Genomic DNA, 14,594 nt, shown 5'->3' with positions numbered 1-14,594 from the left:
TTCCCTGGCCGGTTTGCCGTTCCCGGAGGATCTATGTCCCCCGGACCCGGCTAGAGTTTGCCCTCCCCGTCAACGACCGCCTTGTCGCTGTCAGGCGACGGGGTCTGTCTGTTGCCACGACGATCCGAGTGAACCCAGGTACCGTCGTACAACTGCAACGGGAAAGTCTCTGCCGGGCTGTGCCGCCGCTCGATGAACCCGGCCGCCTGAGGCGCCTTGTTCGCCGACCGTCGCTCAGTACCCAACAAGTCACAGACAGCTCGGGCGAGTTCCGCCAGCGGAAACGGCTTGAACAGAATGTGGCTGACACCCAGATCGGTGGCTCGACCGCAGACTTCGCTGGTCGGATGTCCCGTGATCAGAATGAAAAAGCAGTCCTTCTGTTTGCGTACCGCATCGAGTACCTGAAACCCTTCCATATCGGGTAAGCGAAAATCGAGGACAACCACGTCCGGCCCGAAACCTTCTGCAAGGTCGATGGCACCAGCGCCATCGTTCGCGACCCGTACATCCAGGCTCTTGGCCTCCAGATACGACTGGAGGTTCTGCGCCAGGATCTGTTCGTCCTCTACAACCATCACTTTGTTTAACAAGGTGGACTCCTGAATTCGGGACAGGTCCTGTGGCCCGGTCTGGGGAATGCCGCCTTGTAGTGGTACAAGAGCACTGTTCATGCCAGACCCTCCTCTGCAAAATGGAATCGCCCATGCCATTGATTTTCATCGACAAAAAACAAAGCGCACAGGCACAACCGCAACCCCACTACCGGGGGCATCAACCAGCGCTTACCGGATTTGCCCCCACTTTCGGGGAAAACCCGGGTCATCGCTCTGCCACCCGTTCTATCTTGCTCGCCGCTCGCAGCCGTTGCAGCGCCGACCGGGTCGCCTCGCCCTGCCGTTGCTGCTCCAGGGCATGGCGCGCCATGGCCAGGCCCTGAGTATCGCTGATCACGCTATCTTCGACTGTGTTCTCAACTTTTATCAAATGCCAGCCATAAATGGTGCGCACCGGCTCGCTGACCGCTCCTGTCTTGAGACCGAACGCTGCGTCTGCAAATTCCGCCACCATGCTTTCACGAGAAAAATAGCCCAGATCTCCGTCGTCGGCTGCCCGGGTGTCCTGGGAGTACTGCCGGGCCAGTTGGGCGAAGTCCTCACCCTTGAGAATCCGCGCCCGCAGTTGCAGCGCCTGGCGATGGACGTCCTCGGCCTTTTCGACATCGGCGTTGGGTTCGACCAGCAGCAGGATGTGCCGGGCATGGATGCGCGGCGACGCCTGGCGATAGAAGGCCTGCACATCGGCCTGGGGCACCGCGGCCATCTGGCTCAGATCGGCGAGCATGCGCTGGCTGGTCAGTTCGCGGCGCAGGTATTCCTTGAAGGTGACGCTGTTGAAGCCTGCGTCTTCCAGGCGCCGATTGAAGATTTCATCGGAGGTGAATTCATTGCGCAGGGCCGTGTAGTTGTCCTGAACGCTCTGGTCGTCAACGTGAATGCCGCGCTTGCTGGCTTCCTGCCACAGCAGTTCCTTGTCGATCAGGTCGTCCAGCGCCGCACTGCGCAGGCGGTTGTAGGCGATCGGGTTGCGGATCGAACCGACCATGCGCCCCTGGGCCTGCAAGTAATCGACGAAGTAATGCTCAAGCTGCATCTGTCCGATCTCCACGCCGTTGACCCGCGCCACGGCCATTTCCCCAAATGTGGGGTCTGCCACGGCCTCGGTGCGTCCCACCGTCAGCAGCAGACTGGGTAACACCAACGCCAACATCATTAACAACAGCTTGAGCTTCATGGCGAAATCTCACTTCAATTGGCAGCGTTGACCCTGACATAGGGGCTTATCAGTTCGAATCGCTGCTGCTGCAAATCAACGGTCACCACGTGGGCACCCGACATGCCCAACCGTTGCCCCGGCCCGAACCCCAACAGTGGAGTCAATCCGGTCTTCACATCGTGCAACCCCTCCAGCGCCTTGATCAGCGGCTCGCGGGCGGGATTGCGACCGATCTGTCGCAATGCCTCGGCCACCAGCAGCACTGAGCACCAGGCGTCCACCTGCAACACCGCGTACTGGCCCTTGAGGCCACTGCGCTCGCGCACCGAAGCCAGCGCGGCCTTGCCTTCGGCGGTCCAGTCACTGGGCACGAACGGGTACGCCAGGAACAGCCGACGGGAAAACACCCCGGGCAAGTTCCAGACATCCCCCGGCGCTTGCGCGGAGGTCGCGAACAGGTACGGCGCCTGCCCGGCTTCCTGCAACGCTTCGGCCATGGCGCGCAGATCATCGGGGCGGCCGAGGAAGAACACGCCCTGGGCAGGATCGCTCGTCACGTCCCCCGCCAGCCCGCCACCCGCCACGTAGACCCGCAGATTGACGTCGCTCCAGCCCTGTTCATTGAGGTGCTGCTTGAGCCCTTCGGCCTGGGTGCGCTCCAGAGGGCTGTCTTCGTAGACCACCATGACTTTCTGGCGGGCCAGGTTCAGATGGCTGGCGGCGTAGTCGGCCAGCGCCTGCAACTGCCCGCTCATGCCCGGCAGCGGCTCGAAAATCATCGGACTGTCCTGTTGCAGTCCCAGCAAGGACACCGAGCCCACCAGCGGTAGATGGGCCTGTTCCAGCAACCCGGCCAGGCGGCTGTCCAGCGCCGGAGCCAGCGGTGAGATCAGGGCGAACACGCCTTTTTCGCCGCTCAGGCGCTTGAGGGCGAGTTCGGCGCTGGCGGCATCGGGGCCTGGGTCGACGATTTCCAGTTCCAGCCGGCGGCCGTGTATGCCGCCTGCGTCGTTGATCGCGGTGAGCGCGCCGATCAACACCGCCGCCACGGTGTCGCCCAGCGGCGCCAGCGCCCCTTCGGACGGCAGCAAGGTGCCCAGGCGCAGGGCCTTGGGTTGCACGCCGGGGTCTGCGTCGTCTTCCAGGCGTTTGAGATAGGCCAGCAGATTGGATTGATCCTGGCTGGACATGACGAAGCGCGGCATGGCCGGGTCCAGGCCCTGGCCTGCGGGATCGATGCCTTCGATGATTGCGTGGGAGAAGCCGCTTTCGCTGTACGGCGGTCGGCTGCGCCCTGCCCTGACCTGCTGCGCATAGGGTGCACTGAGCCTGCGCCAGGTGATGTCCGGCGGACGTACACCGCCTTCCGGTCGCCCGCGCCCGTCGCTGCCATGGCAACCGGCGCAGGGCACGGTGGCTGCCGGGATCGGGGTGCCCGACAGGCCGATCCGCGCCGACACTTCTGCCCCGCTCGCCGACACACCCTCGCGGTACAGGCGCTTTCCTGCGGCCTCGGACGGGCTCAGCTCCAGGGCATGGGCTGTTCCGGTCAGGCACCACAGCAGGCTGAACAGCGCCAGCGAGGTCTTCATGGTCTGCTCCTCAACGCCCGGCCACGGGCAGGTTCAGAAACTGCAAGCGTTGCGCGATGGCATCGACCGGTGCATCAGGGCGGATCTTCGCCCAGCGTTTGGTCGCCACATCGCCAACGATCAACTGAGTCGAATGCTGCTCGGGGGTTGGAATGATGTGCCCCAGCCTGCCGAGCACCAGGTCCATCTGCTCCTGGGTGCCGGTCAGGAATCGCCAGTTGGGGCCGTCCACCCCGTGTTTGGCCGCGAAGGCCTTGAGCACCTGGGGCGTGTCACGTTTCGGGTCGCTGGTCAGGGTGATGAAATACACCTTGCTCGCCAGCGGCTCGCCCATGGCCTGGCGCACGTCCTTGAGCTTGCGCGTGATCAATGGGCAGGCCTCGTCGCAGTGAGTGAACACCACGTTGAGCAGGACCAGCCTGTCCTTGAGTTCGTCGCTGTAGAAACGCACGGTGTTGCCATCCTGATCCTGTAGCGGCGTGTCGGTGAAATAGGTCAGCGCGTCATGGGTGCCGCTGGACGGCGGCGCGACCTGCACCGGTGTAGCCTTGGCCAGCGTCGGCTCCACATGGCCATCGTGGGCCCAGGCCAGCGGCATCGCCACAGACAAGACCAATGCCCAGCCCCACCGCCAATTCTGAAAACACCCCATTCCCTGTGGGAGCGAGCTTGCTCGCGAAGACGGTGCAACATTCAACCCATCGGTATCTGACACGACGCCGTCGCGAGCAAGCTCACTCCTACAGGGTTGGTGGTGTGGTTGAGGCATTGCGGCACGGGCGCAAAGAACCTGTAGGAGTGAGCTTGCTCGCGATGGCGGCGCAACATTCAACCCATCGGTGTCTGACACGACGCCTTCGCGGGCAAGCGCGCTCCTACGGGGGTGGCGGTGTGGGTGGGAGCGGGTCATGGCTGATCCCCCATCACATAGGTCCCGTGGCGCACGGGCTTGGACACGCGGTCGGCGCGCAATTGTTCGACCCGCTCGACCAGCAGCGCCGGGTCGGCAAAGCCGTAATAGCGGGTCCAGTGGCTGCTGCGGCCATCGCCGACCATGATCAGCGGCGGATGGTTGGCAGGGTCCGCAGTCCAGGTGCCCAGGCCCTTGAGGGTTTCGTTGACCGCCTGCGGGGTGCCGGTCAGCCAGGCCCAGCCGGGGCCGTTCTGGAAGCGGTTGGCGTAACTGAGCAGGCGCGCCGGGGTGTCGCGCAGCGGATCGACGGTAATCGACACGATCTGCACTTCATTGCCTACCTTGGCACCCAGTTGCTTCTGCACCTTGGCCATGATCGACGACACCACCGGGCACACCGTGGTGCACGTGGTGTAGACAAAGCCCATCACCACGATCTTGTCGCTGACCAGATCGCGCTTGAGGTTCACCGGCTCACCGTTCTGGTTGGTCAGCGACACATCGGCAAAGCGCACGACCGCGTTTTCCTGGGTGACCTGCTTGTGCTGCTGCGCATGGTCGGCGCCGCCATGGGCGTACACCTGGGAGGAGCATGGAGCGATCAACAAGGCCAACAGCGAAAAACTCAACAGTGTTTTCATGGCGTCATCCTGTCGGAAACAGATGGGCTTTGGTTATTCAGGTGCACCGGCGACTGATCCACCGGCATCACCCGCAGACTGGCGTAGGACTGCTCGCTGGCCTTGATGCCCAGCGACTCGGAGCGCACGTGCAGGTAATAGGCGCCAGTTTCGGAGAGGTCAGCCTTGGCCTCGTAGATACCGTCGCCGATCTCGGTGGCAAGCACCTCCCGAGGCCGTGAGCTTGGGGCCAGGAAGTAGCGCAGGTAGACGTCCTTGGCACCGGTCATGGGTTGGTCGCCACGGCCATGAACCAGGCGAATGCGGATCGGCACCAGTTGCCCGACGGGCTCGAAGCGCCGCTCCAGCAGGAACGCCACTCGAGGCACGGCCAGGCGTTTTTCCAATGCCGGATTGACTTCCACTTGGGCGGTGAAGCAGTGGATCAGCTGCGGCTGGTTGAGCATGAACGCCACGTCGAAATTCCCGGCGCTGGGCAGGCGCACCCGCGAGCTGTAGACCCCAGGCTCGACCTCGCGCAGGCTGCGGTCGATGACCCGCACGGCGCGGGCGGCATTACCCCGGTTGAGATAGCCGGACATCGGCGCGTTCATGCCTTCGGCGTAGAAATAGGTGGTGTTGTCCACCGGGTTGACCACGAACACCGCGTCGTTGTCCCGCGCCTGGGTCAGGCCCGTGGCCAGCGGCAGATCCCCGGCAAGCCTGGGCGCCGAAGGGCCGGCTTCGAAAGACTGCAGGATCGGCTGGCGGTCCTTGCCCAGGCTTGCGAGGTTGATCATGGTTACCCGTGGCGAGGCCAGGCCGCGGATGTAGGCGTATTTCTGGGTCAGGGTCAGTTGGAACGGCTCGGGCGAGACTTCCAGGTTATGGATGACGGTGTCGCTGGCCGCGTCGATCACCACGGCGTGGTTGTTGAAGGTGTTGAGCACGAAGCCGTAGCGCCCGTCGCCACTGAAATCCATCGGGCCCAGCCCCTGCTGCGCCGTGATCACCTTGCGCACTTCCAGGCTGTTGGCATCGATCACGGTGACCGTGCCTTGTTGCCCGTCGGCCACATAGACCGCATCCGACAACGGCGAATAGGCCACGGAGAGCGGGTGCGTACCGGTTTTCAGGGTTTTCGCAAGGCTCAGGCTGGCGATGTCGATCACACTGACGGTGCCTGCGTCGCGGCTGCTGACGAAGGCGTAGCGTGAATCCTTGCTGAAGGCGATCTCGTGATGCCCCAGGCCGGTCTGCAGGAAGCTCACGACTTTCATCGTCTGGGTGTCGATCACCGTCACGCCGCTGGCCGCTTCGCTCGGTGCGTTGTTGCCGACCCACAGATAGCGTTCGTCCGGCTGCAGGGCCACGCGCAGCGGATGGGTGCCGGCAGGAATGCTGAGCAGTACCTGGAATTTCTCGGCGTCGATGATCGCCACTTCATCGGCGCCTGGCATCGACACGAACACCCGTTTGTCGTCGTTGGTCGAGGTCCAGTCCATGCCCGGTTGTTTCAGGGCAATGCGGCTCATGGTGCTGGTGATGCCGCCCACCGACACCGTCGGGTCGATCACCGTGGCGCTGGCGTCCTTGTTCAGCACCATCAGGAAGTAGCTGTTGAGGTCCAGCAGTGGCCGGGCGCCGATGGTGCTTTTCAGGTACAGGCCCACCCGCGACTTGCATTGCTGGTCATGATTGGCGCCCGCGTCGCTGGCAACGCTGGGGTCCAGCCAGGCGCCGGGGGCGATGCCTGGCAGTGGCTGGCCGGTGGCGGTGTCGGTCACGCTGAAGCGCACGTCGGCGAACATGCCTTCGGTCAGCGGACCGTTGTTCAGCGGTCGCGCTTCGAACTTGACGGTCACCCCGTTTCTGCTCACTTCCCGCTGGTTGGCGACCACGGGCATGCTGGGCGGTGTATCACCGGTACTGGCCGTCACGTCGGCACTCTTGGGGGTGTCACCCGAATGCCCCATCAACGACAGCGTCACCGCCAGCGCGCCTCCTGCAAAAGCCCCTCTGATCCATCCGTTCACGCTGCACCCCCTTGAGGAACGGTGCGCCATCGCGCAGGTTCCGATGAGTTGTGTCGGGCAGGCCCTGATTCTTGTTGTTGGGCCTGCCGCTACATCCGGTCGCTTCGTTCAGCCATCGCGCCTAGGGCGCTGCGGCAGGTTCTGGATCATTGGTCACACGCAGGATGCCCCACAGTCCCGAGACGTTGCCGAAGCCGGCGTAGTCGCGGAACAGGTAGTCACCCGGTACGGCGTTGGCGCCCCCGGCACTGGGGAACATCAGGCTGAAATGCGCCGCTGGCAGCAGGCTTTCCTGGGCGCCGATGTACATCGACATCGGGTTGTAGGCGAAGCGCACCGAACCCACACCCGACGGCCCCATGGGGTAGCCACCGGCATCGGATTTCTCGGGCTGGAACGGGTGCATCGGCCAGACGTGCCCGTCGAGCTGGAAGGTGGTTCCGCGGCTGCCACCACCCGGCACGGTCAGGTGGGTACGGAACGGTTGCCCCGGTTTGGCATATAGCACCGGCGTCTGCGGATCGCCACCCACCAGGGCGTTGCTGTAGGCCATGTGCGCGTTGGGCACATCGGCAAAGCCCTGGCCGTCGGCGTGCCCGAACGGTGCGTCCGGCGCCTTGCCGAAGCGATACCACAAAGGCTCTGAGCGGTAGTTCATGGCCATGCCGGAGTTGTCCTGCGGGTCGGCCGGCACGCCATTGCCTTCGGCGGCCAGGTTCTCCACGGGACGTCCGTTGGCCCAGCGCATGTTCAGCGACTTCTGCATCACCAGCATGAAGTCCCGATAGGCGGTCTGCCCGGTCACGGTGACCGTGGCGTTGGCCCGCGACCTGCTGTCTTCGGTCCAGGTCGCGCCCAGCGGCATGACGGTCATGGCACCGGCCAGGCCTTTCTGCGGCTGCTTGATCATGTCCGCCGAGGTCAGGTTGAAGCCGCCGAACTCGATGGGCGTGGTGTTGATGTTGTCCACCGCCCGGCCCAGTTGCGAGACCGGCTTGCCTTCACGCTCCAGGTGGCCCGCGTAGTACTGATAGGCACGGGTCGGCCAGGCGCCTGAGCTACCGGCACGCGGGGCAACGGTCTGCACCGGGTTCAGGCCCACGTTCCAGCCGTCGGATTTGCTGATGTCATAGGCCAGCAACTGAGTGTGCATGCCCACGTGGCTGGATGGCCGGATCAGGTTGTTGTTGAAGGTGGTCGAGCCCTGGGCACCGTTGCGGTCGCGCTTGACGGTGCCGGCCATCACGGCGTAGTTCGGCAGGTCAGGCATGGCCGCAGGCAGGCGGTTTTCCAGGGTCACGTTGATGCAGTCGCCGGACGCGGCGCGCAGCATCAGTGGCTCGATCGGCACCCCGGCCTTGAGTTTGCCTGTGATCGGATCAAGATCCGCCTTGCGCACGTACAGGATTGCGGTCGGGTCATGCAGCGGCCCGGATTGCCCGCCCAGGGTCAGGGTCAGGCCGGTTTCCTCGTCCACCACGGTGGCCTGAGGAATGGTCACCGCACGCTTGTTGTACACCAGCGTGCCGCCCGCCGGATTGAGCGGCGCACCCACGTGCTGGCCCTGCCCTGTAGCATCACCGATGGTCAGGTTAAGCGGGTTGCCGAGAATGTCGTTGGCCAGGGCCACCACCACCTCGAAGTTGCGCTGCACCGTTGGCCGCGTGCCCACGCCATTGATATTGGCGGTGTAGCGCGGACAGATGCCGTCGAAGGCCACGGTGTTGCGCGCAATCACCGGTTTGGGGTTGTTGGGCAGCGCGAACAGATCATTCCGTTGCGAGCCATAGTTGCGCATGATCCCCCAGATACCGTTCCAGTAGCCTTCAAGCGACGCGTCCATTGAGTACAGGTAGTCGCCGGTGTCACTGGCCGCACTGGAGAGGGTGGTGATCGGCGCGTTGAAGCCCATCTGCTCGGAGATGCCCACCATCTGCGAGGACTTCCACCCCGAGTTGGAGCTGTTGCCGAAGCCGGTGCCCGATTGCAGCCACTTCACGCCGTGCAGGGTCACGTTGTGTTCTTCCTCATGGCCGCCGGCATGCAGGCGCAGACGCACGTTGTCGCCGGTGTAGGTACGCAGCATCGGGGTGAAGGGGTCGCCCGGCATGTCGCCGCCACGGTTGATGTGCGGCGGGAACTGGGTCACGCCGCCGGTGGGCCCGGTGGCCGAGGTGATCGCGCTCGGTGCCAGGTTCAGCGCCGGGATGGCACGGTCGGTACGGGTTTGCAGCGCATAGGCCAGGTCGCCCGCAAGCCCTGCGGCCTGCATTCCCGGCTTGCCGTCGGGCGCGGTGCGGTTCGGGTCATAGACGCGAAGGCCGACCGGCTCATGGCGGTAGTTGACGACGAAGATGCCCGGGTCATCCACCGAGATCGCTTGCGGACAAGGCCGCAGCGGGCAGCCTTCCAGCTCGCCACTGCCGGCTTCGAGCACCGAATCGAGCAGGTTCGACGCCGCCTTGCGCCCCGGCGGATTGATGGCGTAGCGGAAGCTGTTGGCACTGGCCGGATAGGCGCGGCCGTTCGGCACGCCGTTGGGCCCGGCGCCGACATAGACGCCTGCCTCGTAGGCATGCACGAAGTCGCTGTACTCCATGAAGAACTCACGGTAGCTGTCGTTCTTGCCGTCGCCGTCCAGGTCACCGGTGTTGATGACCGCCTGCCATGAAGTCGGGCCGCCGTCCTGCCGTGCGCCGCTGTACAGCTGCTCGCCGGTTTCGGAGTGGAACCAGGTGGAACCGGCCGGCTCAGCCAGCACGGTGGCGTACAGGCCCAACTGCTGGTGGGTCGATGGGCCCAGGTGATCGTGGGTAAAGATGGTGCCCAGGCCACGGTCCACGCCACGGGTGTTGATGACCGGGTCGGCGAACCAGCGCTGCATGGCCGTGCGCGCGCCCATCCAGTCGGCGCGGCCGAACTGGCCGAAGTACGGGTGGGACTTGGCTTTCGGACACGCCTGAGTGCCGTCGCGAGGGTCGGCCTCCGAGCACTGGTTGAACAGGCGAATGGCGTGAATGCGCTCCACCACCGTGGCGGGCGAAAGCAGGCCGTCTTCGTAGTTCCAGCCGTTGGCCGAACCGTCGGCAGCGGTCAGGTCCCATTTTGGCAGGTGGATGTGCTGGCCGATGACGTCGGTCGGCGTGCGCACCTGGTAGTCGTCCAGCTCGTAGACGTTGGGAATCAGGTTGGTCTGCTGATACATCACGCAGTCAAAGGTGTTCATGCGCATGACCAGCGGCTCTGGCGGGCGCTGCTTGTTGACCACCGGCCACACGTCTTCCCACAGCGCCAGGATGCGCGCCTGGGGGAAGTGATAGCCGACCTTGTTATAGACCGCATCGAACTGCAGGTTGGCGGCCTTGTAGACCCGTGGCTTGTCGGCGGTGTACTGCGAGGAGCCGGTGAACGACATGCTGTTCAGCGTCTCGCCGCTGTTGAACATCCCCGCGCCGGCCATGGTAGTGAGGCGCTTGCCCTGGTCGTCCATGCACGGCTCATAGAATGGCGCACCGGCCACCGGCAACGCGCCGTTGGTGCGGAAGGCCTTGGCCACGAACTGCCTGCCAGGAAGCAGCGCGAAGCTTGGGTGATCGGCCTTGGCATGGAAGCGCATGGCCGCCTGTTCGACGTCGGTGCCCTCCTCCGGCATGAATACGGCCTTGGCCTTATGCACGATCTTGGACAGGTCGGTGGACGTGGTCACCACCTCGGCCTCGCCGCCTGCTGCGACGCCGTCCAGCGCATGGCGCGGCAGACCGCCGTCCCAGCCACCGGATTGCAGCGGGTCGAGATTGGCCCACAGCGCATTGCCGCTGTTGCGCAAGGCCGTGGCCTTGGCCGCATCGAGCATGTCCAGAGGCGGCGTCGGCGGACGCTGGCCGACGGTGCTCTCCATACCACCGATCCAGAACGGATAGCCGGGGTTCTTCAGCGAACCGTCCGCGTTGCGGTTGCCTTCGCTGCGGTCCACCAGCACCACCGAGCCTATGACTTTCTGCCCGCCCTCATGCCCGGCGTCGTCATCGTCATCGTCGTCATCATTGGCTGCCACCAGCTCGCCCAGCTTGGGCACCACGGCAACCTTGCCAGGCATCGGCGCCATGGCCTTGCCCGGCAGCGGCACGATGGCCGGAATTGGTGTGCCCGCAACGATTTCACCGTCCGGCAAAGCGCGGGCACCCGCCGCCGGTTTACCGCTGCGCAAGGCAAACGGAGTGGTGTGGAACCCGTCGTTGCTGGCCTGAGACACCTCAAGCCGGGTCCCTTCCTCGAATACGTCATGCACCCGCCACATGGTCCACATGCCCTGGGCGAAGTGCGGATAGAAGTGGCAGTGATAGATGGCATCGCCCGACACCCGGTTGCGGTTGCCCGAACCGCCGTTGGCGATTTCATAGGTATAGCCGACACCCGGCCCGATGCCCTGGGCGTCCATGTAGTCGGAGTTGTCGTCATTGGGGTTGAACAGCCACTGGTGTCCATGCAGATGGAAGATGTGCTGTTCCTTGCCGTTATGGGTGTTGCGGATCTTGACCAGGTCACCGATGTAGCTGTGGTTGACGTTGGAGGGCTCCGATGGATACAGCGCCATGCTGGCCTTGATTCCGGTGGCGTCCCTGGGCGGCACCTGGCCCGGCAGGATCTGCTCCAGACCGACGTTGGCCGGCACGTCCACCAGCATGCCGATATCGCCCACGGTGTGGGAGCTGAGGAAGAACTCTTCATAGGCGCAGGACAGGCAGTCGTGCATCGGCCCCACGCCCAGCCGGTTGGCGATCACTTCGGCACCGATACCGCCCGAGCCGTAGTTGATCATGAAGGCGTCGCGGGTCGGCTCCAGCATGTGGCCAAAGACCGGGTCGGCGAAGTAACCGGGGAAGGCCTGGGTGACCGCCGATTCGTCGTTGAACACGGCGGCGAAATCGCGGAACGGCTCCAGCCGGTTGGGATAGGCCGGGTTGCGTTTGCCGATGCTTTCCAGCGGATAGGTCGAGGGCGGGAAGCTGCCGTCGGTGTTCGGGCCCATCACCATGGCATCGGTTTCGCTGTTGACGATCTCGTTGCCGTTGATCATGTTGATGATCGGCTTGCCTGCCTTGCCCTCGGTGATCCACGGCTGGCGCTGCGGGTAGCGCGCCTCGTAATCGACGATGGGCTGGCCGGTGGGTGCGCGGCCGACGCTCGCCAGGCGCATCTCTTCCTCATTGAGCACGTTGCGATAGGACCGCGCGCCCTTGGGCAGCACCACGACCTGGGCAAACAGCCCGTTGGCCATGTTGCCGGAGGTGCCTTCGCCGCCGAAGGTCGCTGCCTGGCTATTGGCGTTGAACGCCCCTTCGCGCTCGGCATACAGGGTGTAGGAACGGGTGCCGCCCGACGCGACCAGGAAGTTGCCGTTGCGCCCGACGTTGGAAGACATGTCGGCGATGCTGTTGACCGCCTGCATGCCGTTGACCGAGAAGCCCACGAAACGCTCGGACACCTGGTCGTTGACCACGAATTCGGCCGGCATCCCGCTGCCCGCATGGAGCGCTTCGTTCTCATCCTCACCCTCGGCCCCTTCCGGCTCTTCGGGGTCGAAGCCATCGCTGTTGGGGTTGGCCTGGGGGGCCAGCAGGTTTTGCAGGGTGATGGTCAGGCAATCTCCCGCCGCTACGCGCAATACCATCGGCCGCGGACGCTTGTCCGGCCGCAACGTCACCTTGCCCGGCACCGCGACGCCACCCTGGGTCAGCAGCACGTTGTTCTCGTCCACCACGTCGCCGCGCAGGGCGTAGATCATGCCGTTGGCATTCTGCGCACCGAGGCGGTTGTACATCAGGGGCTGATCCAGGGCCACGACATTGGCCACCAGATTGCGCTCGCAGCGCACGGCTGCCTCGACGGTGTCCTCGACGGCAAACAGCGCGCCGGCAGACAGGATGAAGTTGAGCAAGCGGGATGAGTTGAGCCGGTTCATCGTGACGGGTCCTCCGTAACGGATCGGGTACAAAACTGCACTTGGAGAGCTCTGAGCAACGACCGTGCCACAACTGCGAGCCAATGAAATCAAGCACTTGACTGCGTATTTCGTTCAATTTCTGGGGAATGACCAGGGTTCAACAGACCCATTCCCCGGAAGTGGGGGCAACCCCCAGCGCCTTTGATTCTTCCCTCATGGCCGCCCGATCCTGTGGGAGCGGGCTTGCCCGCGAAGGCTGCATTCCCGTCGAAACACATGTACCGGATGTACCGACCTCTTCGCGGGCGAGCCCGCTCCCACAGGATCTGGTGCTGCATGGACCGCGTATGCATCCCGGTTCAATTCGCCAGCGCCGTGCCGGCATCGCCCAGCAACCGGTGGTAATCACGCAATACACTGGGCACGTAGCGCTGGGTTTCGGCGAACGGCGGGATGACGTTGCCGCGTTTGCTCACCGCCGCAGGGCCTGCGTTGTAGGCCGCCACGGCCAGGGACACGTCGTTGCCGAACATCACCATCAGCTGCTTGAGGTATTTGGCGCCGCCCTGGATGTTCGAGCCCGGGTCCCAGACGTTGGTCACGCCCATCTCCCGCGCCGTGTCCGGCATCAACTGCATCAGCCCGGCAGCGCCCTTCACCGAGACTGCCGAGGGGTTGTAGCCGGACTCCATGCGAATCACCGCGTGGAGCAACGCCTCAGGCAAATCGTTGCTGGCCGCCGCCTGGGAAACCTCCTGGGCATAGGGCCGCTGGCTGGCCGTCATGCTCTTTTCATCGCTGCCGTCGGCGGCGGCCACGTCATTGGCAATCGGCGCCTGGATGCCCTGGCCGGCATACACAGGCTCGTGAAAGACCCGCTGCACGTCACGGCCGGGACGTTTGACGTTGGAAATGATGAACCCGCCATTGGGGCTCTTGGAGATGTACACGTCGGCCTGGGCGGGTGCCACTACCAACAACGGCGCTATCAACAACGGCGTGCACATCGTCAGCATCACGCCTCTGAACCTACGCTCAAGATCCATCGTGCCTCCCGGGGCACGTTCGCTAAAACTGGGGGTTATTCCCCACTCGCGGTGCCACGGCAGGGCTGAACGCAAAGGCTGTGCCGAACTGCCATCACCCGGCAAATGCCCGGTCCAGCAGGCCCGCGAAAAAAGCTCAAGGCCGGGGCTGTCAGCGCGCACGGCAATTGCATGACCCTCACAGACAACCCAGTCTGCGGAGGTTTCCATGGGGAATTTCACCCGTTGTGCGCAGTACCAAAGCCCACTGTCCAAAGGTCATCGCCAGGCCGGCTTCACCCTCCTCGAATTGCTCGTGGTGCTGGTGGTGCTCGGACTGCTGGCCGGCATCGTGGCCCCCAAATACTTCAGTCAGCTGGGTCGCTCCCAAACCAAAGTGGCGAGAGCACAAATCGAAGGGCTGTCCAAGGCCCTGGACCTATATCGGCTGGAAGTCGGCCACTACCCTTCTTCCGAACAGGGCTTGCAGGCGCTGGTCGCCGCGCCGCCCGAGGAAACCCGCTGGACCGGGCCTTACCTGCAAAAAGCCGTGCCCCAGGATCCGTGGGGCCGCAACTACATCTACCGCTACCCCGGCGAAAACAGCGAATACGACCTGCTGTCGATGGGCAAGGACGGGCAGCCCGGTGGCGAGGGCGAAGACGCTGAAGTCACCAACTGGCAGTGA

9 protein-coding genes are annotated in these 14,594 nt (G+C 64.2%); 1 reads left to right on the top strand and 8 read right to left on the bottom strand.

Features of this window, described 5'->3' with window-relative positions:
- Window positions 1-50: 50 nt before the first annotated feature.
- From ACIPO9_RS11455 to ACIPO9_RS11420, 8 genes are all read right to left on the bottom strand, one after another.
- Window positions 51-593: a response regulator gene (locus ACIPO9_RS11455; RefSeq protein ID WP_274130888.1), complete on the bottom strand. Its 543-nt coding sequence runs from the start codon at window positions 591-593 to the stop codon at window positions 51-53.
- Window positions 594-822: 229 nt separating this feature from the next.
- Window positions 823-1,794, bottom strand: coding sequence for a peptidylprolyl isomerase (locus ACIPO9_RS11450; protein ID WP_274130695.1), 972 nt, complete (start codon window positions 1,792-1,794; stop codon window positions 823-825).
- 14 nt (window positions 1,795-1,808) lie between these two features.
- On the bottom strand, window positions 1,809-3,368 hold the full coding sequence (locus tag ACIPO9_RS11445) for an ABC transporter substrate-binding protein (protein WP_400780942.1): 1,560 nt from the start codon (window positions 3,366-3,368) through the stop codon (window positions 1,809-1,811).
- Between the two features lie 10 nt (window positions 3,369-3,378).
- Window positions 3,379-4,020, bottom strand: coding sequence for an SCO family protein (locus ACIPO9_RS11440; RefSeq protein WP_400780940.1), 642 nt, complete (start codon window positions 4,018-4,020; stop codon window positions 3,379-3,381).
- 254 nt (window positions 4,021-4,274) lie between these two features.
- The gene (locus ACIPO9_RS11435) at window positions 4,275-4,922 is read right to left on the bottom strand and encodes an SCO family protein (RefSeq protein WP_274130692.1); all 648 of its coding nucleotides are present in this window, start codon (window positions 4,920-4,922) and stop codon (window positions 4,275-4,277) included.
- The gene (locus ACIPO9_RS11430) at window positions 4,919-6,877 is read right to left on the bottom strand and encodes a cytochrome D1 domain-containing protein (protein ID WP_400607764.1); all 1,959 of its coding nucleotides are present in this window, start codon (window positions 6,875-6,877) and stop codon (window positions 4,919-4,921) included. The genes ACIPO9_RS11435 and ACIPO9_RS11430 overlap by 4 nt, the downstream gene beginning before the upstream one ends.
- 181 nt (window positions 6,878-7,058) lie before the next feature.
- On the bottom strand, window positions 7,059-12,899 hold the full coding sequence (mnxG, locus tag ACIPO9_RS11425; RefSeq protein WP_400780939.1) for a manganese-oxidizing multicopper oxidase MnxG: 5,841 nt from the start codon (window positions 12,897-12,899) through the stop codon (window positions 7,059-7,061).
- A gap of 341 nt (window positions 12,900-13,240) precedes the next feature.
- A complete protein-coding gene (locus ACIPO9_RS11420; RefSeq protein WP_274130886.1) occupies window positions 13,241-13,897 on the bottom strand; it encodes a lytic transglycosylase domain-containing protein in 657 nt (218 codons plus the stop codon).
- A 238-nt stretch (window positions 13,898-14,135) separates the two neighbouring features.
- Between ACIPO9_RS11420 and gspG the strand changes: the two genes are divergently transcribed.
- Window positions 14,136-14,594, top strand: coding sequence for a type II secretion system major pseudopilin GspG (gene gspG, locus ACIPO9_RS11415; RefSeq protein WP_274130690.1), 459 nt, complete (start codon window positions 14,136-14,138; stop codon window positions 14,592-14,594).

The sequence above is a fragment of the Pseudomonas sp. NPDC090203 genome (genome assembly GCF_044746765.1).
Taxonomy (GTDB): Bacteria; Pseudomonadota; Gammaproteobacteria; order Pseudomonadales; family Pseudomonadaceae; genus Aquipseudomonas; species Aquipseudomonas putida_AD.
Note: the sequence above shows the minus strand (reverse complement) of the source record. Positions and strands in the feature narration are given on the sequence as shown.

Excerpts from the sequence above, each read along its gene's own strand:
- gspG (WP_274130690.1), top strand. The coding sequence starts at position 14,136 with ATGGGGAATTTCACCCGTTGTGCGCAGTACCAAAGCCCACTGTCCAAA.
- ACIPO9_RS11450 (WP_274130695.1), bottom strand. The coding sequence starts at position 1,794 with ATGAAGCTCAAGCTGTTGTTAATGATGTTGGCGTTGGTGTTACCCAGT.
- ACIPO9_RS11440 (WP_400780940.1), bottom strand. The coding sequence starts at position 4,020 with ATGGGGTGTTTTCAGAATTGGCGGTGGGGCTGGGCATTGGTCTTGTCT.
- ACIPO9_RS11430 (WP_400607764.1), bottom strand. The coding sequence starts at position 6,877 with ATGGGGCATTCGGGTGACACCCCCAAGAGTGCCGACGTGACGGCCAGT.
- ACIPO9_RS11435 (WP_274130692.1), bottom strand. The coding sequence starts at position 4,922 with ATGAAAACACTGTTGAGTTTTTCGCTGTTGGCCTTGTTGATCGCTCCA.
- mnxG (WP_400780939.1), bottom strand. The coding sequence starts at position 12,899 with ATGAACCGGCTCAACTCATCCCGCTTGCTCAACTTCATCCTGTCTGCC.
- ACIPO9_RS11445 (WP_400780942.1), bottom strand. The coding sequence starts at position 3,368 with ATGAAGACCTCGCTGGCGCTGTTCAGCCTGCTGTGGTGCCTGACCGGA.
- ACIPO9_RS11420 (WP_274130886.1), bottom strand. The coding sequence starts at position 13,897 with ATGCTGACGATGTGCACGCCGTTGTTGATAGCGCCGTTGTTGGTAGTG.